The sequence below is a fragment of the Bacillus sp. ISL-77 genome (assembly GCF_018613105.1).
Genome location: NZ_JAGGQY010000031.1, coordinates 125,714 through 151,769, shown reverse-complemented (window position 1 = coordinate 151,769; position 26,056 = coordinate 125,714). Strand labels below are relative to the sequence as shown.

General features: G+C 38.6%; 25 protein-coding genes. All 25 read left to right on the top strand.

The window, feature by feature from the left end; genetic code table 11:
* The first annotated feature begins 5 nt into the window (after window positions 1–5).
* The 25 genes from smc to tsf all read left to right on the top strand — a co-directional run bounded on the left by smc (window position 6) and on the right by tsf (window position 26,011).
* Window positions 6–3,572: a chromosome segregation protein SMC gene (gene smc, locus J7E77_RS11980; protein ID WP_214714592.1), complete on the top strand. Its 3,567-nt coding sequence runs from the start codon at window positions 6–8 to the stop codon at window positions 3,570–3,572.
* A gap of 17 nt (window positions 3,573–3,589) precedes the next feature.
* Window positions 3,590–4,576, top strand: coding sequence for a signal recognition particle-docking protein FtsY (gene ftsY / locus J7E77_RS11975; protein WP_214714590.1), 987 nt, complete (start codon window positions 3,590–3,592; stop codon window positions 4,574–4,576).
* Window positions 4,577–4,671: 95 nt separating this feature from the next.
* Window positions 4,672–5,004, top strand: a complete 333-nt coding sequence (locus J7E77_RS11970) for a putative DNA-binding protein (protein ID WP_214714588.1) — start codon at window positions 4,672–4,674, stop codon at window positions 5,002–5,004.
* Window positions 5,005–5,016: 12 nt separating this feature from the next.
* The gene (gene ffh / locus J7E77_RS11965) at window positions 5,017–6,369 is read left to right on the top strand and encodes a signal recognition particle protein (protein ID WP_214714586.1); all 1,353 of its coding nucleotides are present in this window, start codon (window positions 5,017–5,019) and stop codon (window positions 6,367–6,369) included.
* 267 nt (window positions 6,370–6,636) lie between these two features.
* Complete coding sequence (gene rpsP / locus J7E77_RS11960) at window positions 6,637–6,909, top strand: 30S ribosomal protein S16 (RefSeq protein WP_214714584.1); 273 nt, start codon at window positions 6,637–6,639, stop codon at window positions 6,907–6,909.
* Window positions 6,910–6,922: 13 nt separating this feature from the next.
* Window positions 6,923–7,153 (top strand): KH domain-containing protein, encoded by a 231-nt coding sequence (locus J7E77_RS11955; RefSeq protein WP_214714582.1) that lies wholly within the window; start codon window positions 6,923–6,925, stop codon window positions 7,151–7,153.
* Window positions 7,154–7,300: 147 nt separating this feature from the next.
* Window positions 7,301–7,687: a YlqD family protein gene (locus J7E77_RS11950; RefSeq protein ID WP_214714580.1), complete on the top strand. Its 387-nt coding sequence runs from the start codon at window positions 7,301–7,303 to the stop codon at window positions 7,685–7,687.
* A 12-nt stretch (window positions 7,688–7,699) separates the two neighbouring features.
* The gene (rimM, locus tag J7E77_RS11945; protein WP_088086364.1) at window positions 7,700–8,218 is read left to right on the top strand and encodes a ribosome maturation factor RimM; all 519 of its coding nucleotides are present in this window, start codon (window positions 7,700–7,702) and stop codon (window positions 8,216–8,218) included.
* The gene (trmD, locus tag J7E77_RS11940; protein ID WP_214714635.1) at window positions 8,218–8,958 is read left to right on the top strand and encodes a tRNA (guanosine(37)-N1)-methyltransferase TrmD; all 741 of its coding nucleotides are present in this window, start codon (window positions 8,218–8,220) and stop codon (window positions 8,956–8,958) included. Before rimM ends, trmD begins: the two co-directional genes overlap by 1 nt.
* A 145-nt stretch (window positions 8,959–9,103) precedes the next feature.
* Window positions 9,104–9,448 (top strand): 50S ribosomal protein L19, encoded by a 345-nt coding sequence (gene rplS / locus J7E77_RS11935; RefSeq protein ID WP_026566443.1) that lies wholly within the window; start codon window positions 9,104–9,106, stop codon window positions 9,446–9,448.
* 221 nt (window positions 9,449–9,669) lie between these two features.
* Window positions 9,670–10,227 (top strand): signal peptidase I, encoded by a 558-nt coding sequence (gene lepB / locus J7E77_RS11930; RefSeq protein WP_088086366.1) that lies wholly within the window; start codon window positions 9,670–9,672, stop codon window positions 10,225–10,227.
* Window positions 10,228–10,247: 20 nt separating this feature from the next.
* On the top strand, window positions 10,248–11,111 hold the full coding sequence (ylqF, locus tag J7E77_RS11925; RefSeq protein WP_214714579.1) for a ribosome biogenesis GTPase YlqF: 864 nt from the start codon (window positions 10,248–10,250) through the stop codon (window positions 11,109–11,111).
* A gap of 130 nt (window positions 11,112–11,241) precedes the next feature.
* Window positions 11,242–11,904 (top strand): L-serine ammonia-lyase, iron-sulfur-dependent subunit beta, encoded by a 663-nt coding sequence (gene sdaAB / locus J7E77_RS11920; RefSeq protein ID WP_214714577.1) that lies wholly within the window; start codon window positions 11,242–11,244, stop codon window positions 11,902–11,904.
* A 30-nt stretch (window positions 11,905–11,934) separates the two neighbouring features.
* The gene (sdaAA, locus tag J7E77_RS11915) at window positions 11,935–12,840 is read left to right on the top strand and encodes an L-serine ammonia-lyase, iron-sulfur-dependent, subunit alpha (protein WP_214714575.1); all 906 of its coding nucleotides are present in this window, start codon (window positions 11,935–11,937) and stop codon (window positions 12,838–12,840) included.
* A gap of 96 nt (window positions 12,841–12,936) precedes the next feature.
* Complete coding sequence (locus J7E77_RS11910) at window positions 12,937–13,704, top strand: ribonuclease HII (RefSeq protein ID WP_214714574.1); 768 nt, start codon at window positions 12,937–12,939, stop codon at window positions 13,702–13,704.
* A gap of 235 nt (window positions 13,705–13,939) precedes the next feature.
* On the top strand, window positions 13,940–15,100 hold the full coding sequence (gene sucC / locus J7E77_RS11905; RefSeq protein WP_214714572.1) for an ADP-forming succinate--CoA ligase subunit beta: 1,161 nt from the start codon (window positions 13,940–13,942) through the stop codon (window positions 15,098–15,100).
* A 22-nt stretch (window positions 15,101–15,122) separates the two neighbouring features.
* Complete coding sequence (gene sucD / locus J7E77_RS11900; RefSeq protein ID WP_088086372.1) at window positions 15,123–16,025, top strand: succinate--CoA ligase subunit alpha; 903 nt, start codon at window positions 15,123–15,125, stop codon at window positions 16,023–16,025.
* 90 nt (window positions 16,026–16,115) lie between these two features.
* Window positions 16,116–17,003 carry a DNA-processing protein DprA gene (dprA, locus tag J7E77_RS11895; RefSeq protein ID WP_214714570.1) on the top strand — a complete coding sequence of 296 codons (888 nt, stop codon included), beginning with the start codon at window positions 16,116–16,118 and terminating at the stop codon, window positions 17,001–17,003.
* 338 nt (window positions 17,004–17,341) lie between these two features.
* The gene (topA, locus tag J7E77_RS11890; RefSeq protein ID WP_214714568.1) at window positions 17,342–19,420 is read left to right on the top strand and encodes a type I DNA topoisomerase; all 2,079 of its coding nucleotides are present in this window, start codon (window positions 17,342–17,344) and stop codon (window positions 19,418–19,420) included.
* A 167-nt stretch (window positions 19,421–19,587) separates the two neighbouring features.
* Window positions 19,588–20,895 carry an FADH(2)-oxidizing methylenetetrahydrofolate--tRNA-(uracil(54)-C(5))-methyltransferase TrmFO gene (gene trmFO / locus J7E77_RS11885; protein WP_214714566.1) on the top strand — a complete coding sequence of 436 codons (1,308 nt, stop codon included), beginning with the start codon at window positions 19,588–19,590 and terminating at the stop codon, window positions 20,893–20,895.
* Window positions 20,896–21,225: 330 nt separating this feature from the next.
* On the top strand, window positions 21,226–21,768 hold the full coding sequence (gene hslV, locus J7E77_RS11880) for an ATP-dependent protease subunit HslV (protein WP_088086376.1): 543 nt from the start codon (window positions 21,226–21,228) through the stop codon (window positions 21,766–21,768).
* A gap of 20 nt (window positions 21,769–21,788) precedes the next feature.
* Window positions 21,789–23,192 (top strand): ATP-dependent protease ATPase subunit HslU, encoded by a 1,404-nt coding sequence (gene hslU / locus J7E77_RS11875; protein WP_214714564.1) that lies wholly within the window; start codon window positions 21,789–21,791, stop codon window positions 23,190–23,192.
* 124 nt (window positions 23,193–23,316) lie between these two features.
* Window positions 23,317–24,096, top strand: coding sequence for a GTP-sensing pleiotropic transcriptional regulator CodY (gene codY / locus J7E77_RS11870; RefSeq protein WP_168242771.1), 780 nt, complete (start codon window positions 23,317–23,319; stop codon window positions 24,094–24,096).
* Between the two features lie 196 nt (window positions 24,097–24,292).
* On the top strand, window positions 24,293–24,997 hold the full coding sequence (rpsB, locus tag J7E77_RS11865; protein ID WP_088086379.1) for a 30S ribosomal protein S2: 705 nt from the start codon (window positions 24,293–24,295) through the stop codon (window positions 24,995–24,997).
* Window positions 24,998–25,129: 132 nt separating this feature from the next.
* Window positions 25,130–26,011 carry a translation elongation factor Ts gene (tsf, locus tag J7E77_RS11860; protein WP_214714562.1) on the top strand — a complete coding sequence of 294 codons (882 nt, stop codon included), beginning with the start codon at window positions 25,130–25,132 and terminating at the stop codon, window positions 26,009–26,011.
* The last annotated feature ends 45 nt before the right edge of the window (window positions 26,012–26,056 follow it).

Genomic DNA, 26,056 nt, shown 5'->3' with positions numbered 1-26,056 from the left:
AAGAAATGTTTTTAAAACGGTTGGACATTATTGGCTTTAAGTCCTTCGCTGATCGCATTGGAGTTGATTTTGTTCCAGGAGTAACGGCTGTGGTAGGTCCAAATGGCAGTGGGAAAAGTAATATTACCGACGCAATTCGTTGGGTATTGGGTGAACAGTCGGCCAAATCGCTTAGAGGCAGTAAAATGGAAGATATTATTTTTGGGGGAAGCGATACCAGAAAACCCCTAAATTTTGCTGAAGTTACTTTAAGCTTAGATAATCAGGATCAAGGCGTGTCACTGGATTATAACGAAGTTAGTGTCACAAGGAGAGTATCCCGTTCAGGTGATAGTGAATTCTTGATAAATAAGCAACAGTGTCGTCTTAAAGATATTATCGACTTATTCATGGATTCTGGGTTGGGGAGAGAAGCATTTTCGATAATTAGCCAAGGAAAAGTGGAAGAAATCTTAAATAGTAAAGCAGAAGAACGAAGAACCATATTTGATGAGGCAGCTGGAGTACTAAAGTATAAACATCGAAAGAAAAAAGCAGAAGTAAAACTGTTTGAAACACAAGACAATTTAAACCGTGTTAATGATATATTACACGAACTTGAAAGCCAAGTAGAACCATTAAAAATTCAGGCCTCGATGGCAAAAGATTTTCTGGAGAAGAAAGAGGAACTTGAAAAATTTGAAGTTGCCTTAACAGTGTATGAAATTGAAGATCTTCATCAAAAATGGGAGGGACTTTCCAAACTGTTGAACGAACATCAGGAGGAAGAACTTAAGATTTCTTCTGAGTTGCAAGTAAAGGAAGCAAAAATAGTTGAAAAAAGAGATCAAATGACAGCATTTGATGAGTCAATCACCGACCTGCAGAATGTTCTTCTTCATGCTACAGAGGAGTTAGAAAAACTGGAAGGCCGAAAAGAAGTCTTAAAAGAACGAAAGAAAAATGCTTCACAAAATAAAGAACAGCTTCAAACGAACATTTCGGAATTAACGGAAAAAATTAGCCAGCTAAAAATGAATCGCGACATCCTTTCAATGTCTGCCGAGGATCTTGGAAAGCAGGTCACGGAATTACAAACTCAATTAAAGGGAAAACAGGCGAAACTGCAGTTATTCACCGAAAATATTGAAGAAAAAATAGAGAGTTTAAAAAGTGAATATATCGAATGGCTAAACGATCAAGCGGGCGCAAAAAATGAAATGAAATATATTGAACAGCAGCTGGAACAGCAGGAAAGAAGAAGTTCACGACTTGATGTTGAGAATGACAAGTTTATTGAAGAACGGCAAATTGCAAAGGATAAAAAAGCAACTATCCAATCAGCATTAGACGAAGTACAACAAAAAATAGAAGATCAAGTAGGAGCTTTTCGAGAAAAGCAGCATAAGCTTGAGTCCACAAGAAATAATTATCAAAAACAAGAAAAGACACTCTATCAGGCTTACCAAATTCTCCAACAGGCAAAGTCAAGAAAAGAAATGCTCGAAGAAATGGAAGAAGATTATTCAGGCTTTTTTCAGGGAGTAAAAGAAATCCTTAAAGCACGTGGGAAAAACCTAAAGGGAATTGAGGGAGCCGTTGCCGAGCTTGTGACTGTTCCGAAACAGTATGAAACTGCCTTAGAAACAGCCTTTGGCGGGGCTTTGCAGCATATTGTGGTTGATAATGAACAAAATGGGCGGACAGCAATCCAATATTTGAAACAGAATTCTTTTGGCCGTGCAACCTTCTTACCGTTAAGTGTCATTAAGGGAAGACCGTTGTCTTCCGCGCAAATAGCTTCCATCCAAAATCATTCATCCTTTATTGGAACAGCCGTAAGTCTTGTTAAATTTGATCAAAGGTACTCCGAGGTTATGAGCAGTCTGCTTGGGAATGTTGTCATTACAAAAGACTTAAAAGGCGCCAATGAATTAGCAAAAATTCTTCAATACCGCTGCCGAATGGTAACGATTGATGGTGATATCGTTAATCCTGGCGGTTCAATGACAGGTGGTGCCAGTAAACAAAAGAACTCTTCCTTATTAACTCGTAAAGGCGAACTTGAAGAATTAAAAGAGAAGTTAGTCGTGATGGAAGAAAAAACCACCCATCTAGAACAACTTGTAAAGTCATTAAAAGAAGACGTTCATCGTACAGAAAAACAACTTGAAGAAATGCGCAAAGATGGCGAAGAGTTGAGATTAAATGAACTTTCTTTGAAGGGTGACCTTCGCCAAGCAGAGCTCGAAGAGAAAAATATCAATGAACGCTTAGCTATTTATGACCTTGAAAAAGGGCAATTTTCTGATGAGAAAACAACCTTAACAAATAGAAAAAAAGAATTAGCCATTGCAATGGAGACATACAAAACAACGATAGATAAGCTTGAGGTGCAAATAGCGAAGCTTACCGAACAAAAGTCGAGTGATTTGACCTCGAAAGAAGCTCTAACTATTGAAATAAATGATTTAAAAGTAGCGTTTGCTTCTAAAAATGAACAGTATTTGAGTACCCAAGAACGTTTTACACTTCTACAAGCAGATTTAGAAGAGAGTGAACAAAAGCATGCTCTTTATACAGAAGATCTTAATCTGTTAAGTTCGGAAATGACAAACAGTTCATCAGGTGAAGAACAGTTAGAAACAGCTGCAATTAGAAAACAACAGGATAAAGAAGCTGCATTACAGTTAATTACGGTTAGAAGAGAAGAACGTTTGTCCTTAAAGTCCGCCTTAGAGGACTTAGAATTGGAAGTTAAAGAACTAAAAAGACTCCACCGAGGAATGATTGTCGTTTTAAAAGACGAGGAAGTGAAAATCAACCGCTTGGATGTCGATCTTGAAAACCGTTTTGCACGGTTAAGAGAAGAATATCTTTTATCGTTTGAAGGTGCAAAGGAACAATATCCATTAACGATATCGATTGAAGAAGCGAGAAAAAAGGTCAAACTTATCAAACTTGCCATTGAAGAACTTGGTAATGTCAACATTGGTGCGATTGAAGAGTATGAGCGTGTCTCTGAACGGTATGAGTTCCTGAATGAACAGAAGAATGATCTCCAGGAAGCTAAAGAAACCCTTTACAAGGTTATTGACGAAATGGATGAAGAAATGAAAAAACGCTTTGAACAGACCTTTAATGGAATTCGTGAACATTTTGAGCCGGTATTTAGAACCCTTTTTGGTGGTGGGAGAGCCGACCTCGTTCTAACTGTCCCAGGAGATTTGTTAAATACAGGTGTCGAAATTGTTGCGCAGCCACCGGGTAAAAAACTGCAAAATTTAGGTTTATTATCAGGTGGTGAACGTGCATTAACTGCGATTGCGCTTCTTTTTTCTATTTTAAAGGTACGGCCTGTTCCGTTCTGTATCCTTGATGAGGTAGAAGCAGCATTGGATGAAGCCAATGTCCAACGCTTCAGCCAATACTTAAAACGATATAGTAAGGAGACGCAATTTATTGTGATTACCCACCGCAAAGGAACAATGGAGGAAGCAGATGTGCTTTACGGGGTAACTATGCAAGAATCAGGTGTTTCAAAGCTTGTATCTGTTCGCTTAGAGGAAACAAAAGAGCTTGTTGAATCTTAAAATTAGGAAGTGAAAAAATGAGTTTTTTTAAAAAATTAAAAGAAAAAATCACAAAATCCACGGATACGGTGACAGAGAAGTTTAAGGAAGGTCTTACAAAAACAAGGGATAATTTCTCAGGAAAAGTAAACGACCTTGTTGCTAGGTACCGTAAAGTAGATGAAGACTTTTTTGAAGAATTAGAAGAAATCATGATCCAGGCTGATGTAGGCTTTGATACAGTGATGAAACTGATTGAAGAGTTGAAAATGGAAGTTAAACGCCGGAACATCCAAGACCCACAGGAAGTACAAAGTGTAATATCCGAAAAGTTGGTTGATATCTACAATGCGGGTGAAGAACAATCCTCAAAATTAAATATTCAAGAGGACGGGCTGACAGTCATTCTATTTGTTGGAGTTAATGGGGTTGGCAAAACAACAACAATCGGTAAGCTTGGATACAAGTTTAAGTATGAAGGAAAGAAAGTACTATTAGCAGCAGGAGATACTTTCCGTGCTGGTGCAATTGAACAACTTGAAGTCTGGGGAGAAAGAGTCGGCGTCGATGTTATTAAGCAATCGGAAGGGTCGGACCCTGCCGCGGTTATGTACGATGCCATACAGGCAGCTAAATCTCGAAAAACAGATATTTTGTTATGTGATACCGCTGGCCGCTTGCAAAACAAAGTAAATTTAATGAAGGAGCTTGAAAAGGTAAAACGTGTGATAGAAAAAGAAATTCCCGGGGCCCCTCATGAAGTAATTTTAGTCCTTGACGCAACAACTGGTCAAAACGCCCTTATCCAGGCAAAAACATTTAAAGAAGTGACAAATGTTAGTGGAATTGTTCTTTCAAAATTAGACGGAACAGCAAAAGGCGGAATCGTCCTTGCCATCCGCAATGAATTAAAAATTCCTGTGAAATTTGTTGGTCTTGGCGAAAAAATGGATGACCTTCAAGAATTTGAAGCGGAAAAATATGTGTATGGTTTATTTGCAGATGAAGTGGAAAAAGCAGATTAATTGATGTAAAGGTATTATCTTGACAGATAATCTCTGACCTTGTAAACTACTTATGTAAAGGCTTTTCACTTAACATGCGCATTGGAGGGGATTGCATGCTTGAAAAGACGACACGAATGAACTATCTTTATGACTTTTACCATTCGTTGTTAACCCCAAAGCAGCAAAGCTATATGTCTCTCTATTATCTAGATGATTACTCTTTAGGAGAAATAGCTGAAGAGTATGATGTAAGCCGCCAAGCCGTTTATGATAATATCAAGCGGACTGAGGCAATGCTCGAGGCGTATGAGGAAAAGTTGCTATTATTTCAGAAATTTCAAGAGCGCAGCAAACTTTTAAGAAATGTAAAAGTATTGCTCAATGAGGATCACCCTTCAAAGCAGGCAATGTTAGAAGCTGTTGCCGAGTTGGAGAATTTAGATTAGGAGGCGGCATGAATGGCATTTGAAGGATTAGCCGACCGACTGCAAAATACAATTCAAAAAATCCGCGGAAAAGGGAAAGTTTCAGAAGCGGATGTAAAAGAAATGATGCGTGAAGTACGTCTAGCTTTACTAGAAGCAGACGTAAACTTCAAGGTTGTTAAAGATTTTGTGAAAAAGGTCAGTGAACGTGCCGTTGGGCAGGAAGTACTGAAAAGCTTAACACCTGGACAGCAAATTATTAAAATCGTTAATGAAGAATTGACGGAATTGATGGGCGGAGAACAAAGCAAAATCGCCGTGTCTAATCGTCCGCCAACGGTCATTATGATGGTCGGGTTACAGGGTGCTGGTAAAACAACAACATCCGGAAAGCTTGCCAACTTGCTTCGCAAAAAGTATAACCGTAAGCCATTGCTTGTTGCTGCTGATATTTATCGGCCTGCTGCAATCAAACAACTGGAAACACTAGGAAAGCAATTAGACATGCCAGTTTTCTCACTTGGAGATCAGGTAAGCCCTGTCGAAATTGCTAGGCAAGCTATTGTGAAAGCAAAAGAAGAGCATCATGACTATGTCCTTATTGATACCGCCGGCCGACTTCATGTTGATGAAGCATTAATGGGTGAGTTAAAGGATATTAAAGAACTGACTAAACCAGATGAAATCTTCCTAGTCGTTGATGCCATGACAGGTCAAGACGCAGTCAATGTGGCACAAAGCTTTAACGAACAGCTCGGATTAACTGGGGTTGTGTTAACAAAGCTGGATGGTGACACCAGAGGCGGGGCGGCACTTTCAATCCGCGCAGTAACGCAAACACCAATTAAATTTGTCGGTTTAGGCGAGAAGTTAGATGCACTTGAACCTTTTTACCCTGAACGTATGGCATCTAGAATCCTTGGTATGGGTGACGTGCTGACTTTGATTGAGAAGGCACAAGCCAATGTTGATGAAGAAAAGGCTAAAGAGTTGGAACAAAAAATGCGGACAGCTACGTTTACGCTTGAGGATTTTTTGGATCAGCTTGGTCAGGTTCGTAATTTAGGACCGCTTGATGAACTATTAAAGATGATGCCTGGTGCAAACAAGATTAAAGGGTTAAATAATCTTCAAATCGATGAAAAGCAAATTGCTCATGTTGAAGCGATTATCCGTTCAATGACGATGGCTGAGAAAAATAATCCGGAAATCTTGAACGCTAAACGAAAAAACCGAATTGCCAAGGGCAGCGGTCGTTCTGTAACTGAAGTAAACCGTTTGTTGAAACAGTTTGAAGATATGAAAAAAATGATGAAACAAATGACAGGAATGCAGCAAAAAGGTAAGAAAAAAGGGGGATTTAAACTTCCTTTCAAGCCGTTTTAAAATCGAAAAGCGGAAGCGCCTTGTTCAGGGGCGACAGGCATAAGACAAGGCGGCGAGAAGGCTGCTCTTTGGCCTTCTTGACGGATTGGCTTATGACCCCGAGCCCCTAGGCGCTGGAGCTAGACAGTCATCTAAGTTCACTTTTTTATCTGTTTTATTTTGCTAATTATTGGTAATACTGTATGTAAAGAAAAAACACTTTACAAACTATAAAAGAATTGATATTATACTATCTTGTGTGAAACTATTCGGAGGTGCTTATTTAAAATGGCAGTAAAAATTCGTTTAAAACGTATGGGAGCAAACAAAAACCCATTCTATCGTATCGTAGTAGCAGATTCTCGTTCACCACGTGATGGACGTTACATTGAAATCGTTGGAACTTACAATCCGGTTGCACAACCAGCTAAAGTTGACATCAACGAAGAATTAGCTCTTAAATGGTTACAAGATGGTGCTAAACCATCTGATACAGTTCGTAACCTTTTCTCTAATCAAGGCATCATGGAAAAATTCCATAATGCAAAATTAAGTAAGTAACTCAGGGACGACGATGAAACAATTAGTCGAAACGATTGTTAAGCCCTTAGTTGATTTTCCAGATGACGTTCGTGTGGATGTCGTGGAAGATGACAACCGTGTAACCTATCAGTTATTTGTTAATAAAACAGATATGGGAAAAGTTATCGGTAAGCAGGGGCGCGTTGCAAAGGCCATTAGAACTGTTGTTTATGCAGCAGGATCATCACAACAAAAGAAAATTTTTCTAGAAATTGGTGAATAGCTTTTTGCATCTAGATAAAAGGGAGGAATTATTTCCTCCCTTTTTTGCTATAAGAAAAGCAGAAGCGCCCGTTTAGCGAATTCCACTAGCCGCTGGGCGCTGGAGCTAGACAGTTCTCAAAGTTCAATGAACGAGGGAGGCATTTCTTTGCAAATCATTCAAACTGTTGTGGTAAAACAAATTCTAACGGAAAATAGTAAGAAAAAATTAGCTGACCATTACGAGGCGCAAAAGCTGCAGTATCAAAGGGAGATTAGTCAGCTTCAATTTGAGCTGAAGCGTTTGGAAAAAACCAAGGGATATTCACCTGGAGCATTAAAGAATCATTTTGAAAAAGAAATCAATAAACGTTTGGAAAAAGAAAAGCTTGTTGAGTTTCAAATCGAACAATTACATATGCTGCCATTAGGCAGTGAGTTAAAGGAAAAGGAAGTACAAGCCCTCGTTGAAATTAAGATAGGTGACATATGGGACGGGCGGATTGGGCAACCTACAATTATCATAAAAGATGGAATAATAGAAGATATACGCTAGAGGTGTAAAGCTATGGAAAAATGGTTTAATGTCGGAAAAATTGTAAACACACAGGGGCTAAAGGGTGAAGTCCGAGTTATATCAAAGACTGACTTCCCTGAGAAACGCTATAAGGCAGGAAATGTATTATATTTGTTTATGCCTAATTCTAGTTCGCCGATTGAACTAACAGTTAAAAGTCGCCGAACCCATAAAAATTTTGAATTACTTACATTTGAAGGTTATAACAATATCAATGAAGTAGAAAAGTTTAGGGATGGAATTCTAAAAGTACCTGAAACACAGCTTGGTACATTAAATGAGGATGAATTTTATTACCATGAGATTATTGGATGCCTTGTTGCTACAACAAAAGGCGAGGAGCTTGGAAAAGTTTCTGAAATTCTATCTCCTGGTGCCAATGACGTTTGGGTGGTTAAAGGTAAAGGCGGCAAAGAAATACTAATCCCTTATATCCATGATGTGGTCAAGAAAGTAGATGTGAAAGAAAAAGTCATACTAATCGATCCGATCGAAGGGTTACTTTCATGATGCAAATAGATATTCTCACCTTATTTCCGGAGATGTTTACCGGGGTACTGGGACAATCGATTTTGCAAAAGGCTGCTGAGAAATCTGCGGTCAACTATAACGTCGTCAATTTTCGCGGGTTTGCTGATAATAAACATTCAACTGTAGATGACTATCCCTACGGCGGCGGAGCTGGTATGGTATTAAAACCGCAGCCCATATTTGACGCTGTAACAGCCCTCAAGGAAAAATCAAAAAATACGAATCCACGGGTGATTCTTCTTTGTCCGCAGGGTGAACGATATGAGCAGCGGAAAGCGGAGGAATTGGCAAAGGAAGAGCATTTGATTTTTATCTGTGGGCATTACGAGGGTTATGACGAACGAATTCGTGAACATGTAGTAACAGATGAAATCTCAATTGGTGATTATGTCTTAACTGGCGGTGAACTTGGTGCGATGGTTATCGTTGATAGTGTAGTCCGACTCTTACCAGAAGTGCTGGGAAATCAAGAATCTCATATGAAGGACTCTTTCAGCACAGGACTGCTTGAGCATCCTCACTACACAAGACCTGCTGATTTCCGGGGACTAAAGGTTCCAGAAGTTCTATTATCAGGTAATCATAAATTAATAGAAGAATGGCGTAATAAAGAAGCGTTAAGGCGAACAATTTTAAGACGTCCAGACCTACTTGAGAAAATAGAATTGACGAATGAACAGGAAAAATGGCTTAAAGAAGTAAAAAAAGAATTCGAGTAGTATTGCGCGAGTTTAGCGATTATGGTATGATACTACTTGTGACTTGAGCTGATATGAATCAGATTGTGGTCTTATAACGATGTTCCGCTGCAATATGATTAAGAGTTTGATGTGCATGAGCGTCTGTTGGAAGGAGTTGAAAACGATGCAAAAATTGATTGAAGAAATTACAAAAGAACAACTTCGTACTGATCTTCCTGCTTTCCGTCCTGGTGACACTGTACGTGTACACGTTAAAGTTGTCGAGGGTACTCGTGAGCGTATTCAGTTATTTGAAGGTGTTGTAATTAAGCGTCGTGGTGGTGGAATTAGCGAAACTTTTACAGTTCGTAAAATTTCTTACGGAGTAGGCGTTGAGCGTACTTTCCCAGTACACACACCAAAAATTGCGAAGCTAGAAGTACTTCGTCGCGGTAAAGTTCGCCGTGCTAAGCTTTACTACTTGCGTAACCTTCGTGGTAAAAAAGCAAGAATTAAAGAGATTCGATAATATGAAAAGAAAAAGAGCTTGCTCGGGAGCAGGCTCTTTTTTTTATATAATCGATTTGATGCCCTTGTAATATTAAATTATGAGTTTATAAATTGGTGCTGATTTTTTAACAAATTATTAAAGTTTGATTAAAAATATGATCCCATCGTGTTAAAAATTATTGAAGTTATGTAAAATAAATTTTATAAAACATTTTTTTACGGAGAATGGCGGGGATTGTTATGACAAAAAAGAAAAATGAACTCTGGGAATGGACAAAGGCCCTTTTGATTGCTGTCATATTAGCTGCAGTTATCCGGTACTTCCTTTTTGCTCCAATCGTTGTCGATGGTTTATCGATGATGCCGACATTGAAGGATCAGGATCGAATGATTGTAAATAAGTTTAGTTATAATATTGGTGAGCCAAAGCGATTTGATATCATTGTCTTTCATGCACCTGAGCAAAAGGATTACATAAAGCGCGTGATTGGATTGCCCGGCGACACAATTGAGTATAAAGATGATACATTATATGTTAACGGAAAAGCGTATAAAGAGCCATATTTGGATAAATATAAAAAAGAAGTAGAGGATGGACCGTTAACAGATCCATTTACCTTGGAAGAAAAAATAGGACGTAAAACAGTTCCGGAAGGTGAATTGTTTGTTATGGGCGACAATCGCCGCTTCAGTAAAGATAGTCGGCATATTGGGACGATTTCCTATGATAAAATTATCGGTAAAACCAGTTTCGTTTACTGGCCGTTAAATGATGCACATATCGTAACAGTGAAATAGAGTTTGGGAGGTGGCCAGCTATGACGATCCAATGGTTTCCAGGCCATATGGCTAAGGCTCGCAGAGAGGTCACGGAAAAGTTAAAATTAGTAGATATTATTTTTGAATTAGTGGATGCGAGGATTCCCTATTCATCGAGAAATCCGATGATAGATGAAATCATTCAGCATAAGCCAAGGCTTGTCTTATTAAATAAGGCTGACATGGCTGATAAAGAAGCAACAAGGGAATGGATTGAGTTTTTTGCGAATAAAGGTATTAAGGCACTCGCAATAAATTCTCATGCGGGAGAAGGCATGAGAGACATTGCCAACGCTTCAAAGGAAATATTGAAGGAAAAGTTTGACCGTTTAAGAGCTAGAGGTGTCAATAATCCAAGAGCGATCCGAGCGATGATAGTTGGAATTCCTAACGCTGGTAAATCGACGTTAATCAATCGATTGGCAAAGAAAAATATCGCTAAAACAGGAAATACGCCTGGTGTGACAAAGGCCCAACAATGGATTAAAGTGGGGAAGGAAATGGAACTGCTTGATACCCCGGGGATTTTATGGCCAAAATTTGAAGACCAAGAAGTCGGCAAAAAACTTGCCGTTACAGGCGCAATCAAAGATACGTTATTAAATCTTCAGGATCTTACTGTCTATACTCTTAAGTATTTAGAACGAGCATATCCAGATCGTTTAAAAGAACGGTACAATCTTGATACCCTTCCTGAGGATGTTGTAGAGATGTTTGACAAAATAGGAGTACTGCGTGGATGTCTTATGGCTGGTGGTATCGTTGATTATGATAAGGTTTCAGAATTGGTCATCAAGGAAATTAGGTCAGAAAAGTTTGGTCGAATTACATTTGAACGACCGACTGATTTTTTGATTGAATAAAGAAAAAATATAGCTTAAGCTCTCCTAGGCGGAGAGTCTTTTTTATGTAATAATTTACCACTATATATTATAGGCAATTTAGCCGTGTATCTTGTAAAATAAATTGAGTGAAAGTAAAGGAGCGTTCTAAATGAAATATCGATCTGCATTTGATATTATTGGTCCCGTCATGATTGGACCATCTAGCTCTCATACCGCAGGCGCAGCGCGAATTGGCAGGGTAGCAAGAACCTTATTTGGTCAGCTGCCAAAGAAAGCCATCATCTCATTGTACGGTTCATTTGCAAAAACCTATAAGGGACATGGAACAGACTTTGCCATAGTGGCAGGGCTGTTAGATTTTGATACTTTTGATGGACGGATGCCACAATCCTTGGAAATAGCAAAACAAATGGGTTTAGAGGTGATCTTTTGTATTGAAGAGGCTGTGATGGATCATCCCAATACCGTAAAAATTAATTTATATAATGATGATAACGAACTCGAATTAGTTGGGATTTCAATTGGCGGGGGTACGATTGAGATAACAGAGTTAAACTCCTTCCCGTTGAAGCTTTCCGGTGAACATCCCGCAATCTTGGTTGTTCATCAAGATCGATTTGGTATTATCTCAGCAGTAACAAGTGTGTTATCAAAATATCAAATTAATATTGGTCATATGGAAGTTTCTCGATTAGAAAAAGGAGAAATGGCTTTAATGGTTATTGAAGTTGATCAGAAAATTGATGAATTAGTGATAGAGGAACTACATCAACTTTCAAGTGTATCGCAAATTATTCGTATGGTGGAATAGACCATTAATTAGCCAGCGGGAGGTGTCATTATGTTTAGAAATGTAGCAGAACTTGTTCAGTTGGCAGAGAGCAATCAAGTAAAAATAGCGGAAATTATGATCCGGCAAGAAATAGAAATTTCTGGCCTTTCTAGAGAAGATATAATTGCTAAAATGGATAAGAACTTAACGATTATGGAACAAGCAGTGGAAAGAGGACTTAACGGTGTGTACTCACATACAGGCCTTACCGGTGGAGACGCAGTATTGCTCCAAAACTACATTAAAAGTGGCAAGGCGCTGGGGGGGACCATTTTATTAGATGCCGTCAGTAAAGCGGTGGCGACCAATGAAGTGAACGCCGCAATGGGCGTAATTTGTGCAACGCCAACAGCTGGTTCAGCAGGTGTCGTACCAGGAACATTATTTGCAGTAAAAGAAAAATTAAATCCAACCCGACAAGAAATGATTGAATTTTTATTTACCTCAGCGGCTTTCGGATTTGTTGTCGCAAATAATGCCTCTATTTCTGGTGCGGCAGGGGGATGTCAAGCAGAGGTAGGCTCTGCAAGTGGTATGGCTGCAGCTTCGATTGTAGAATTGGCTGGTGGGTCACCCAAGCAAGCTGCAGAAGCGATGGCAATCACATTGAAGAATATGCTTGGATTAGTTTGTGATCCTGTAGCAGGCTTAGTTGAAGTTCCTTGTGTGAAAAGAAATGCAATGGGTGCATCCAATGCCATCACGGCAGCGGATATGGCACTTGCTGGCATTTCAAGCAGAATCCCCTGCGATGAAGTCATTCATGCGATGTTCTTAATTGGCCAATCCATGCCATCTGTCTTAAGGGAAACAGCGGAAGGTGGTCTTGCAGCGACACCGACAGGAAGAAGACTTGAACAAGAAATTTTTGGCACAAGCAAAACATTTAAACTAAAAGACTTAGTTATATCCTAACGGAATGAAATAACACCCAAGTTCATCTCGAATATTGGGTGTTATTTGTTGTTTTTTAACATAACGACCAAGATAACAATTACAATGGGTGATAAGATGAAACAATTAACAATCGCAGAAATTGAACGACAATTGGAAAATATATCAGTAGAAACTGATCCGTTCTTGTTGGGTATCCTTCAAGATGAGCGGAAGGGTGTCCAACAGCTGATACATAGATGGAGTAAGAAATTTGCGGAGAATCATCGACTAAAAGAAAAGTTTGTTGAAATGAATGTCTATGAGCATAAATGGCGCAAAAGAGGATATGAAAAGATTGCCGGTATCGATGAAGTGGGTAGAGGGCCGCTTGCAGGTCCGGTGGTTGCAGCAGCTGTCATTTTGCCAAAAGACTTTTACTTAGCAGGGATAGACGACTCTAAGAAGCTCTCTGAAAAAAAACGCTTGGAATTCGATTCGATTATTAGAAAAGAAGCGATTTCCTTCAGTATTGCAATGATCCATGCCAAGGAAATAGATGAAATTAATATTTATGAAGCTACAAAAAAAGCAATGAAAGCTGCCATCTCATCCTTAGATCCAAAGCCGGATTTATTGCTAATTGACGCAATGAAGCTGGAAACCCCCTTTACCTCTGAATCTATTATTAAGGGTGATTCAAAAAGTATCTCTATCGCCGCGGCTTCGATTATAGCAAAAGTAGCAAGAGATGATTTGATGAAGGAAATTTCACAGACCTATCCAGTCTATGGATTTCAACAGAACATGGGCTACGGAACAAAGGAACATATCGAAGCCATCCAAAAACACGGAATAACTTCTTATCACAGAAAAAGTTTCGCACCAGTAAAGGATTTTGTTTAATTATAAAACACAATAATAAAAATCAGGCAGTGCCTGTTTTTTTTATTATTGTAGAAAACAAATTATACCAAATAAGGTGTAGACTCCCTTGATTTATTCAAAACAAACGATTGACTATTCTGAATATTTTTAAGATGTATATAATTTTTTAGCATAATGGTAGACAAGGTAACTGTCATTATATAAAATGAAAACGGAGTCAGTTTTTAGAAGAGTTTGAATAGGAGGATGGGAAATGAATATCCATGAGTATCAAGGGAAAGAGATCCTCAGAAAATACGGGGTAGCAGTTCCGAATGGAAAAGTAGCATTCACTGTAGAAGAAGCAGTGGAAGCAGCGAAAGAACTAGGCACACAGGTTTGTGTGGTAAAAGCACAAATCCATGCTGGCGGACGGGGGAAAGCTGGTGGTGTTAAAGTTGCGAAAAACCTTGATGAGGTTCGTACATATGCAAGCGAAATCCTCGGCAAAACACTTGTAACACACCAAACAGGTCCTGAAGGAAAAGAAGTCAAGCGCCTGCTTATTGAAGAAGGCTGTGACATCAAAAAAGAATATTATGTTGGTTTAGTATTAGACCGCGCTACTTCACGTGTTGTCCTAATGGCATCTGAAGAAGGCGGAACGGAAATCGAAGAGGTTGCTGAAAAGACTCCAGAGAAAATTTTTAAGGAAGAAATTGATCCAGTCGTCGGATTACAACCATTCCAAGCTCGCCGAATTGCGTTCAATATTAATATTCCAAAAGAATTAATTAATCAAGCTGTAAAATTTATGACGGCTTTGTATAATGCCTATATCGAGAAAGATTGCTCGATTGCGGAAATCAACCCGCTCGTTGTTACAGGTGACGGTAAGGTAATGGCCCTTGATGCAAAATTGAACTTTGACTCAAATGCCCTATATCGTCAGAAAGATGTACTAGAGTACCGTGACCTTGAAGAAGAGGATGCAAAGGAAATTGAAGCATCTAAATATGATTTAAGCTATGTTGCTTTAGATGGAAACATTGGCTGTATGGTTAATGGCGCAGGACTTGCCATGTCAACAATGGATATTATTAAACATTACGGCGGCGATCCCGCAAACTTCCTTGATGTTGGGGGCGGCGCGACAGCTGAAAAGGTTACAGAGGCATTCAAAATTATCCTTTCTGATCCAAACGTAAAAGGTATTTTCGTCAATATCTTTGGTGGAATCATGAAGTGTGATGTTATTGCTGAGGGTGTAGTAGAAGCAGCTAAGCAGGTTGGACTTAGTGTTCCACTTGTTGTTCGCTTAGAGGGAACAAATGTTGACTTAGGTAAGAAGATCCTATCAGAGTCAAGTGTAGACATTATTGCTGCTGAATCCATGGCTGACGGCGCACAAAAAATCGTTTCATTAGTGAAATAGGATCGAAGAAAGGGGAATTAACGTGAGCGTTTTTATTAATAAAGATACAAAGGTTATTGTTCAAGGGATTACAGGATCAACAGCCCTGTTTCATACAAAGCAAATGCTTGAATATGGTACACAGATTGTTGGCGGTACCTCTCCAGGAAAAGGCGGGTTGGAAGTAGAAGGTGTGCCTGTTTTTAACACGGTTAAAGATGCTGTTGAAGCAACTGGTGCAACTGCATCCGTTATTTACGTACCGGCACCATTTGCTGCAGATGCGATTATCGAAGCGGTTGATGCAGAATTGGATCTTGCTATCTGTATCACTGAACATATTCCGGTATTGGATATGGTTAAAGTTAAGCGTTATATGGAAGGTAAAAAGACTCGCTTAGTCGGTCCAAACTGTCCTGGTGTTATTACAGCTGATGAGTGTAAAATCGGCATCATGCCTGGTTATATCCATACAAAAGGCCATGTAGGTGTTGTATCACGCTCTGGAACATTAACATACGAAGCGGTTCACCAATTAACACAAGCCGGATTAGGCCAAACAACTGCTGTTGGTATCGGCGGCGACCCTGTTAACGGAACAAACTTCATCGATGTATTAAAAGCATTTAATGAAGATCCTGAAACATATGCTGTTATTATGATTGGTGAAATCGGCGGTACTGCCGAAGAAGAAGCAGCTGAGTGGGTTAAAGCAAACATGACCAAGCCTGTTGTTGGCTTCATCGGTGGACGTACAGCGCCTCCAGGAAAACGTATGGGACACGCAGGTGCGATTATTTCAGGTGGTAAAGGTACTGCAGATGAAAAAATCCGCGTTATGAACGAATGCGGTATTAAAGTAGCTGACACTCCATCTGTGATGGGTGACACATTAATTGAAGTATTAAAAGAACAAGGTTTGTACGAAAAGTGTAAAACCCACTAATAATTGTGCAACTAGATAATTTCAGATAGTCCCTCAAAAACGAGGGGCTATTTATTCTAATTTTATATCTATAGGGAGGCAAATATTTAAATGGATGAATTCAAAGAAAAACTTATTTCCTTGCTGCATTACCCCAATATCTCCTGGAACACCGTTTTACAAATGCTAAAAAAAGACCCGACACTGCAGAACTTATATCAGTTACAAAAGCAATCCCCTCAGCAAAAATGCTTGTTTCCACCCACTACCACCAATAACCCTTCAGAAAAGTCTTCTAGCGTACCTCTTCATCCTGACATTATTCGTGATCAAATTCGTCAATACAAAACAAATGAGATTACAGTCATTACTATTTTAGATAAGGAATATCCACCATTATTAAAAGAAATATATCAGCCGCCATGGGCATTGTTTACCAAGGGTGATCTCTCGCTACTTGAAACAGACCCCAAACTTGCGGTTGTTGGTTCACGGCAAGCGACTCAATATGGGAAAAATGCAATTCGGTTGATTTTTCCAGGTTTAATTGACAAAGGTGTTCTAATTGTTAGCGGCTTAGCACGGGGAATTGATGCCCTCGCACATGAATATGCAATAAAAAATGGAGGAAAAACAATAGCTGTGATTGCTGGTGGTTTCTATCATATCTATCCAAAGGAAAATACGAGCTTAGCCCTAGAAATGATGAAAAACCAGCTAGTTCTTTCGGAATACCCTCCAGATACTAAGCCGCTTAGATGGCATTTTCCATCTAGAAATCGAATTATTAGCGGTTTGTCAAAAGGGACATTTATTATAGAAGCAAAACGAAAAAGCGGATCACTCATCACGGCGAATTTTGCAGTAAATGAAGGAAGAGATGTATTTTCCTTGCCTGGAAGCATTTTTAATCCATATTCTATCGGGGCAAATGAATTAATTCAACAAGGGGCTAAACTTGTAACCGGTGCAGAGGATATTTTAGAGGAAATTAGATAAGACTCTTATCTAAAGAAATTTTGCTTAAAAATCGTTAATTTTGAAGGTTTTTATGAATAAACGGAGAATTTAGCTAAAAAAGGTTGCATTATTTTCTAATTTGTTATACATTTTCCAACAGATGTTCGAAAAAAAGAATATTTGGAAATGGAATAAATAATATTCATATTAATATATAAAGAAAAACTTGGGATAGGGCAGTTTTGTAAAGTATTTTCTCCGGTCTAATTAGGTAAAACTGGAATTTAGGAAAGCTTCTCAAATGATTAGCACCTTAGAAACAGCATTTGCCAGATTCGGGGCGCTTCTACACTTTCCCTCTTAAGGAGGATTTTTAAATGGCAGATTTTCTTGTAATCGTTGAATCGCCAGCAAAAGCGAAAACGATCGAACGATATTTAGGGAATAAATATAAAGTAAAAGCATCAATGGGACATATTCGCGATTTGCCACGGAGCCAAATGGGGGTCAATGTAGAAAATAGCTATGAACCAAAATATATTACAATCCGCGGAAAAGGTCCTGTTTTAAAAGACTTAAAAACAGCGGCAAAAAAAGCAAAAAAAATCTATCTGGCAGCTGACCCGGATCGCGAAGGGGAAGCAATTGCATGGCATTTAGCCCATAGTTTATCTGTCGATATTAATTCAGATTGCCGGGTGGTTTTTAATGAAATCACAAAAGATGCGATAAAAGAGTCGTTTAAACATCCTCGGCCAATTAATATGGATTTGGTGGATGCTCAGCAGGCTCGTAGGATTCTTGACCGTCTTGTTGGGTATAATATCAGCCCGTTGCTCTGGAAGAAGGTAAAGAAAGGTTTAAGTGCAGGCCGGGTTCAATCTGTTGCCGTCCATTTAATTATTGTTAGGGAAAAGGAAATCAAAGCCTTTGTCCCTGAAGAATATTGGACGATTGATGGAGAATTTTTAAAGGGGAAAGACCATTTTAGTGCCCAATATTTTTCTTTAGCTGACAAAGGAAAATTCGAACTGAAATCTGAACAAGATGTCCAAACCATTTTAAAACAAATGGATGATAATAAATTCAAAGTTGTATCTGTTACCAAAAAAGAAAGAAAGAGGAACCCGGCACCGCCCTTCATTACATCATCATTGCAACAAGAAGCAGCCAGAAAACTTAACTTCCGAGCAAAGAAAACGATGATGCTTGCACAGCAGCTTTATGAAGGGATTGAGCTTGGCAAAGAGGGTACGGTTGGTCTCATTACATATATGAGAACGGATTCAACACGGATTTCTGAAGTCGCTCAAACAGAGGCGGCTAATTACATCCGCTCAGAATATGGTGAAGATTATTTAAAAGATGAACAAAGAAAAGAGAAAAAGCAATCGAATGCCCAAGATGCACATGAAGGGATTCGACCAACCAGTACTTTAAGGGATCCCAATAGTTTAAAAACATTTTTATCAAGAGACCAACTCCGATTATATAAATTAATCTGGGATCGTTTTTTAGCTAGTCAAATGGCTCAGGCCGTCATGGATACAATGAGCGTAGATTTACAAAATGGTAATGTCCTTTTCCGAGCAAATGGTTCAAAAATTAAGTTTCCTGGTTTCATCAAGCTTTATGTTGAGGGATCAGATGACCAAGTGGATGAAAAAGACAGAATGCTTCCTGACCTTAAAGAAGGGGATGAAGTGTTTAAAAAGGATATCGAGCCAAAGCAGCATTTCACTCAGCCACCGCCAAGGTACACGGAGGCAAGACTTGTTAAGACACTTGAGGAGCTTGGTATTGGTCGCCCGTCTACTTACGCACCAACCCTTGATACGATTCAAAAGCGGGGCTATGTGGCACTCGATAATAAAAGATTTGTTCCAACCGAGCTAGGTGAAATTATCGATGAGTTGATTTTAGAGTTTTTTCCAGATATTCTAGATGTCGAATTTACAGCGAAAATGGAACAGGGCTTAGATAATATCGAAGATGGAAAAGTACCTTGGGTCAATATTATCGATGAGTTTTATCAAGATTTTGAAATTCATTTAAAAAAAGCAGAAGAAGAAATGCAGTCTGTTGAAATCAAAGATGAACCAGCTGGTGAAGACTGTGAGAATTGCGGAAACCCTATGGTTTTTAAAATGGGTCGCTACGGAAAATTTATGGCTTGCAGCAATTTTCCAGATTGCCGAAATACAAAACCGATTGTTAAAGAAATCGGTGTTACCTGCCCTAATTGTAAAGAAGGACAGATCATTGAGCGTAAAAGTAAGAAAAAGCGACTCTTTTACGGTTGCACACAATACCCTGAATGTGAGTTTATCTCTTGGGATAAACCATTACCGAGGGAATGCCCAAAATGTGAAGGGCTGCTTGTTGAAAAGAAATTAAAAAAAGGTGTTCAAGTTCAATGCGTTAATTGCGATTACAAGGAAGAACCGCAAAGTTAAAGTGAGAGTGGGCATAGTCCACTCTTTTCGTTTTTTGCATAAAACTTTTTTCTTTTTCATTCGTATAGTACAATGCAAGATGGACTTAAAAGTGGGAAAAGTATTGATAGGTACGTGCACTACCTTTTATTTACATAAAACCATGGTATCTATTAGGAGGATTCTAAATGAAAGATGTCACAATTAACGTAATCGGTGCGGGATTAGCTGGAAGTGAAGCCGCATGGCAGATTGCGAAGCGTGGAGTAAAAGTTCGCTTATATGAGATGCGACCAGTGAAGCAAACACCTGCACACCATACAGATAAATTTGCAGAATTAGTTTGTAGTAATTCATTACGTGCCAACACACTAACAAATGCAGTAGGGGTGTTAAAGGAAGAAATGCGAAAGCTTGATTCCGTTATTATCGCTGCAGCGGATGCTTGTTCAGTTCCAGCAGGCGGTGCGTTAGCTGTTGATCGCCATGAATTTGCCGCCAAAGTAACAAATTTGGTTAAAAACCATGAAAATGTTACGGTTATTAATGAAGAAGTAACTGAAATTCCAGAGGGAACAACAATCATTGCAACGGGGCCGCTGACAAGTCCAGACCTTTCAGAGCAGCTCAAAGGGCTAACCGGTGAGGATTACCTTTATTTTTATGATGCTGCAGCACCGATACTTGAAAAGGAAAGCATAGACCTAGAGAAAGTTTATTTAAAATCCCGCTATGATAAAGGGGAAGCTGCCTATCTTAATTGTCCAATGACTGAAGAAGAATTTAACCGTTTCTATGAAGCGCTTATATCCGCTGAAACTGTTCCAGTAAAGGAATTTGAAAAGGAAGTCTTTTTCGAAGGGTGCATGCCAATTGAAGTGATGGCGTCACGAGGAAAGAAAACAATGCTTTTCGGTCCGTTAAAACCAGTTGGTTTAGAGGATCCCAAAACAGGAAAACGTCCATTTGCCGTAGTACAACTCCGTCAAGATGATGCCGCTGGCACACTTTTTAATATTGTCGGTTTTCAGACACATTTAAAGTGGGGTGCGCAAAAGGAAGTTATACAATTAATACCGGGGTTAGAAAATGCAGAAATCATTCGATATGGTGTGATGCATCGGAATACATTTATCAATTCTCCTAAGGTACTAAAAGCAACTTACCAATTCCGTAATCGTGAAGATTTATTTTTTGCTGGTCAAATGACTGGAGTTGAAGGATACGTAGAATCTGCTGCTAGCGGTTTAGTTGCTGGTATAAATGCAGCGCGTTTAATACAAGGAATGGAGCCGCTTGAATTTCCAGAGGAGACCGCGATTGGAAGCATGGCCCGATATATTACTACGACGAGCGCTAAAAATTTTCAGCCAATGAATGCTAACTTTGGTTTATTTCCAGAGCTGGCGGTAAGAATTAAAGGAAAGCAGGAAAGGAATTTAGAACACGCAAATAGAGCGTTAGAAACAATTCAGAACTTTGTGAAAGTTTTGTAAAGTTTATTGCAAGGGGATACGAAGTATGTTACGATTTAGTAGCCCTTGCGAGGTGAATATTATGACAAATGTGAATGTTTTTTTTAAGTTAATTATTGAGTATTTACAAATAGAATTTAATTACTCAAAATATACACTTGAACCTAATCAACATGACATCAGTAAAATTTCTTATCTTCATGGTGGAAATAACTCATAAAGTAATGAGGTCAAATATTCCAGTTAACATAGTCAGTTTTCGTAACTTTCATGTAAATGGTAGTTCACCTGTTACATACTTATCTGCGAGGTAATGTGAATAGAAATCACTCCAAAGGGAGGCTCATCTTAATGAACCAATTTCATGCGACAACGATTTTTGCAATCCATCATAATGGTGAATATTCAATGTCAGGTGATGGACAAGTGACATTTGGTAATGCGGTAGTGATGAAGCACACAGCGAGAAAAGTAAGAAAGATATTTAATGGAAAGGTATTAGCAGGTTTTGCAGGTTCTGTTGCAGATGCTTTTACTCTTTTCGAACTGTTCGAGGGGAAATTAGAAGAATTTAACGGTAACCTTCAAAGAGCTGCTGTTGAGCTTGCCAAAGAGTGGCGAAGTGACAAAGTGCTCAGGAAGCTTGAAGCGATGCTAATTGTTATGAATCGTGAATATTTGCTGCTTGTTTCAGGAACAGGAGAAGTAATTGAACCTGACGATGGAATTCTTGCGATTGGATCAGGTGGAAATTATGCATTATCTGCTGGACGTGCTTTAAAGAAATACTCAGGAGACCATTTATCTGCAAAGGAAATAGCAAAAGCTTCTTTAGAAATAGCAGCTGAAATATGTGTCTATACGAACCATAACATTATTGTTGAAGAGCTATAACGGGAAGGAGACTAATTATCATGGGAAAAACAACTAATTTAACCCCTCGTCAAATTGTTGAAAAACTTGATCAATATATTATTGGACAAAAGGATGCTAAGAAAGCGGTTGCTGTTGCCTTAAGAAATCGCTACAGAAGAGGATTGTTAAATGAAAAACTTAGGGATGAAATTATCCCCAAAAATATATTGATGATAGGTCCGACTGGAGTTGGGAAAACGGAAATTGCCAGAAGGATTGCCAAAATTGTGGGTGCCCCTTTTATTAAGGTTGAAGCAACTAAGTTTACTGAAGTAGGCTATGTTGGGCGAGATGTAGAATCCATGGTTAGAGATCTTGCTGAAACCTCTGTTCGTTTAGTAAAAGAGGAACGGATGCAAAGTGTGAAGGAACGTGCAGAAGAGAATGCCAACAGCAGGCTAGTTGATTTACTTGTGCCATCAGCCAAAAAAACTAGTAACTATAAAAACCCGCTTGAAATGTTATTTGGAGGCGGGAATACATCAACTGAACCAGAAACACATCAAGAGGATTATTCGATTACTGAAAAACGAAAAATTGTCAAAGAAAAATTAGCACTTGGTCAACTAGAGGAAGAAATCGTTACGGTTGAAGTAGATGAGCAAGCTCCATCCATGTTTGATATGCTGCAAGGCTCAGGGATTGAACAAATGGGAATGAATATGCAGGATGCCCTAAGCAGCTTTATGCCGAAAAAACGCAAAAAGCGAAAATTGACTGTCCGTGAAGCTCGCAAGGTGCTGACTAGTGAAGAGGCTTCTAAGCTTATTGATATGGATGAAGTAAATTCTGAGGCCGTTTATCGTGCGGAACAAGCAGGTATTATTTTTATCGATGAAATTGATAAAATCGCTAGTAAAAATTCGGGAGGCTCTTCTGCAGATGTATCTAGAGAAGGGGTCCAAAGAGATATTTTGCCTATAGTTGAAGGTTCAACAGTAGTGACCAAATATGGGTCAGTAAAAACCGACCATGTATTATTTATTGCTGCTGGAGCATTTCACATGGCGAAACCTTCCGATTTAATTCCAGAACTTCAAGGGCGTTTCCCAATTCGTGTAGAACTAACAAAGCTAACTGTGGAAGATTTCTTCAGAATCTTAATCGAACCAGATAATGCCCTTATTAAGCAATATCAGGCATTATTGGAAACAGAAGGTATACAAATTGAATTTTCTGACGATGCTATTCGTAGAATTGCCGAAGTTGCATTTGAAGTGAATCAAAATACAGACAATATTGGTGCAAGACGTCTTCATACGATTCTCGAAAAGCTTTTAGAAGACTTATCTTTTGAAGCTCCAGAAATTTCGATGGAGAAGATAACAATTACACCACAGTATGTCGACGATAAACTTGGTGCTATTTCGAAAAATAAAGATTTAAGTCAGTTTATCTTATAAAAATGAACGTCTGATAATCCCATGTATGAAGAAATGTTCATTTTTTAAATACCCCAATAAATGTAGTATTTGAAGATTAATTAATAATTTAATAATGGTTGTAGTTATTAGGAGGAAGAAACAGATGGATTTACTTACAAAAACGAGAAAAATTAATGTTTTATTACAAAAAGCAGCAGGAAAGCCAGTTAACTTTAAGGAAATGTCAGTCACTTTAAGTGAAACGATTGAAGCAAATGTGTATATTGTTAGCCGTCGTGGTAAACTTTTAGGATTCTCTATTCATCAGCAAATTGAAAATGAAAGAATGAAAAAGATGTTTGAGGATCGTCAATTCCCTGAGGAATATACAAATGGTTTATTTAATATTCAAGAAACTTCATCAAATCTTGATATTGAAAGCCAATATACAGCTTTTCCAATAGAAAACAGAGATTTATTTAAAGAAGGTTTAACTACAATTGTTCCAATTATTGGCGGCGGGGAACGCCTTGGCACGTTAATTCTTGCAAGATTACAAGAAAAGTTCCACGATGATGATCTAATCCTTGCGGAATATGGTGCAACTGTTGTAGGTATGGAAATTTTACGAGAAAAGTCTGAAGAAATTGAAGAAGAAGCTAGAAGCAAAGCAGTGGTTCAAATGGCTATTAGTTCATTATCATATAGTGAACTTGAAGCGATTGAACATATCTTTGAAGAATTAAATGGCCGTGAAGGCTTATTGGTTGCTTCGAAAATAGCTGATCGTGTTGGTATTACTCGTTCTGTTATCGTTAATGCACTAAGAAAACTTGAAAGTGCAGGGGTAATTGAATCACGCTCACTAGGGATGAAAGGAACATATATCAAAGTTTTAAATGATAAGTTTCTGATGGAACTCGATAAATTAAGATCAAATTAATCATAACTAATCCCCAGCTAACTGGGGATTTTGTTTTTTTATTAAACTAATGCTTGATTGTTATTATTACATATGCTATATTATTTCATGGTGTTAATACACACGCTCATTGATTTAATCAGATGGTGCTGTTCATAACAGTTTCTGTTTAAAGATGAGGTGAGCGGAGGAAAACAAACCATTAGGAGGAAAAATCATGTCAGTCATTTCTATGAAGCAATTGCTTGAAGCTGGTGTACACTTCGGACACCAAACTCGCCGTTGGAACCCTAAAATGAAGAAATATATCTTCACAGAGCGTAACGGTATCTATATCATTGACCTTCAAAAAACAGTTAAAAAAGTTGAAGAAGCTTATAACTGGGTAAAGGAACTTGCTGGTAACGGCGGAACAGTTCTTTTTGTTGGTACAAAAAAACAAGCTCAAGATTCTGTTAAAGAAGAAGCGGGCCGTTCTGGTATGTATTATGTTAACCAACGTTGGTTAGGTGGTACTTTAACAAACTTTGAAACAATTCAAAAGCGTATTGGCCGCTTAAAAGATATCGAAAGAATGTCTGAAGACGGAACTTTTGAAGTATTACCTAAAAAAGAGGTTGTTCAATTAAAGAAACAACAAGAGCGTCTAGAGAAATTCTTAGGCGGGATCAAAGATATGAAACAACTTCCAGATGCACTTTTCATTATTGACCCTCGTAAAGAGCGTATCGCGGTTGCAGAAGCTAAGAAATTGAACATTCCTATCGTAGGTATTGTTGATACAAACTGTGATCCAGACGAAATCGATGTAGTTATTCCTGCGAATGACGATGCGATTCGTGCGGTTAAGCTTTTAACAGGTAAAATGGCAGATGCTATCCTTGAAGCTAAACAAGGTGAAGAAGTACAAGTTCAGGCTTAATTAAATCAAAAGGTGATAAGAGGGAGACCCTTTATCACCTTTTTTTAAAGAAGGTTTTTATTGGAAAGTTTTAGAATAGCTGTCATTGGCTAAGATATGGATACATAGTAAAATAAAGGAGGAATTTACATTATGGCAATTACTGCTCAAATGGTTAAAGAACTACGTGAAAAAACTGGTGCAGGTATGTTGGATTGTAAAAAAGCACTAACTGAAACTGATGGAGATATGGACAAAGCAATTGATTTCTTACGCGAAAAAGGGATTGCATCTGCTGCTAAGAAGGGTGACCGTATTGCTGCAGAAGGTTTAACTTATGTTGTAACTGAAGGTAACGATGCAGTTATTCTAGAAGTAAACTCTGAAACTGACTTTGTTGCGAAGAATGAAGCGTTCCAAGCTCTTGTAAAAGATCTAGCTGCGCATCTTCTAAAGAACAAGCCTGCAACTGTTGAAGAAGCATCTGCTCAAACGATGGAAAATGGTGCTACTATTGCAGATCATATCAATGCTTCTATTGCTAAGATTGGTGAAAAATTAACACTTCGCCGCTTTTCTGTTACATCAAAAACAGACAATGATGCATTTGGAGCATATATTCATATGGGTGGCCGCATTTCTGTCCTATCAGTACTTGAAGGTACAACAGATGCGGATGCTGCGAAGGATGTTTCAATGCATATTGCTGCACTAAAACCAAAGTATGTATCTCGTGACGAAGTTTCACAAGAAGAAGTTGAGCATGAGCGTCAAGTATTAACACAACAAGCACTTAACGAAGGCAAGCCTGCAAAAATCGTTGAAAAAATGGTTGAAGGCCGTCTTGGAAAATATTTTGAAGATGTTTGTGTACTTGATCAAACTTTCGTTAAAAACCCTGATCAAAAAGTACGTCAGTTTGTTGAATCTAAGGGTGCTACAATCCGTGAGTTCGTCCGTTACGAAGTCGGAGAAGGTATCGAAAAACGTGAAGATAACTTTGCTGAAGAAGTTATGAATCAAATTAAAAAATAATCAAAAACTATTCTCTAGCGTAAAAACAAGGCTATCTTAAAGCTC

Excerpts from the sequence above, each read along its gene's own strand:
- dprA (WP_214714570.1), top strand. The coding sequence starts at position 16,116 with ATGGATGAATTCAAAGAAAAACTTATTTCCTTGCTGCATTACCCCAAT.
- rplS (WP_026566443.1), top strand. The coding sequence starts at position 9,104 with ATGCAAAAATTGATTGAAGAAATTACAAAAGAACAACTTCGTACTGAT.
- ffh (WP_214714586.1), top strand. The coding sequence starts at position 5,017 with ATGGCATTTGAAGGATTAGCCGACCGACTGCAAAATACAATTCAAAAA.
- hslV (WP_088086376.1), top strand. The coding sequence starts at position 21,226 with ATGAACCAATTTCATGCGACAACGATTTTTGCAATCCATCATAATGGT.
- rimM (WP_088086364.1), top strand. The coding sequence starts at position 7,700 with ATGGAAAAATGGTTTAATGTCGGAAAAATTGTAAACACACAGGGGCTA.
- J7E77_RS11910 (WP_214714574.1), top strand. The coding sequence starts at position 12,937 with ATGAAACAATTAACAATCGCAGAAATTGAACGACAATTGGAAAATATA.
- sucC (WP_214714572.1), top strand. The coding sequence starts at position 13,940 with ATGAATATCCATGAGTATCAAGGGAAAGAGATCCTCAGAAAATACGGG.
- J7E77_RS11955 (WP_214714582.1), top strand. The coding sequence starts at position 6,923 with ATGAAACAATTAGTCGAAACGATTGTTAAGCCCTTAGTTGATTTTCCA.
- tsf (WP_214714562.1), top strand. The coding sequence starts at position 25,130 with ATGGCAATTACTGCTCAAATGGTTAAAGAACTACGTGAAAAAACTGGT.
- ylqF (WP_214714579.1), top strand. The coding sequence starts at position 10,248 with ATGACGATCCAATGGTTTCCAGGCCATATGGCTAAGGCTCGCAGAGAG.
- lepB (WP_088086366.1), top strand. The coding sequence starts at position 9,670 with ATGACAAAAAAGAAAAATGAACTCTGGGAATGGACAAAGGCCCTTTTG.
- hslU (WP_214714564.1), top strand. The coding sequence starts at position 21,789 with ATGGGAAAAACAACTAATTTAACCCCTCGTCAAATTGTTGAAAAACTT.
- trmFO (WP_214714566.1), top strand. The coding sequence starts at position 19,588 with ATGAAAGATGTCACAATTAACGTAATCGGTGCGGGATTAGCTGGAAGT.
- topA (WP_214714568.1), top strand. The coding sequence starts at position 17,342 with ATGGCAGATTTTCTTGTAATCGTTGAATCGCCAGCAAAAGCGAAAACG.
- codY (WP_168242771.1), top strand. The coding sequence starts at position 23,317 with ATGGATTTACTTACAAAAACGAGAAAAATTAATGTTTTATTACAAAAA.
- ftsY (WP_214714590.1), top strand. The coding sequence starts at position 3,590 with ATGAGTTTTTTTAAAAAATTAAAAGAAAAAATCACAAAATCCACGGAT.
- sdaAB (WP_214714577.1), top strand. The coding sequence starts at position 11,242 with ATGAAATATCGATCTGCATTTGATATTATTGGTCCCGTCATGATTGGA.
- rpsP (WP_214714584.1), top strand. The coding sequence starts at position 6,637 with ATGGCAGTAAAAATTCGTTTAAAACGTATGGGAGCAAACAAAAACCCA.
- smc (WP_214714592.1), top strand. The coding sequence starts at position 6 with ATGTTTTTAAAACGGTTGGACATTATTGGCTTTAAGTCCTTCGCTGAT.
- sdaAA (WP_214714575.1), top strand. The coding sequence starts at position 11,935 with ATGTTTAGAAATGTAGCAGAACTTGTTCAGTTGGCAGAGAGCAATCAA.
- J7E77_RS11970 (WP_214714588.1), top strand. The coding sequence starts at position 4,672 with ATGCTTGAAAAGACGACACGAATGAACTATCTTTATGACTTTTACCAT.
- trmD (WP_214714635.1), top strand. The coding sequence starts at position 8,218 with ATGCAAATAGATATTCTCACCTTATTTCCGGAGATGTTTACCGGGGTA.
- rpsB (WP_088086379.1), top strand. The coding sequence starts at position 24,293 with ATGTCAGTCATTTCTATGAAGCAATTGCTTGAAGCTGGTGTACACTTC.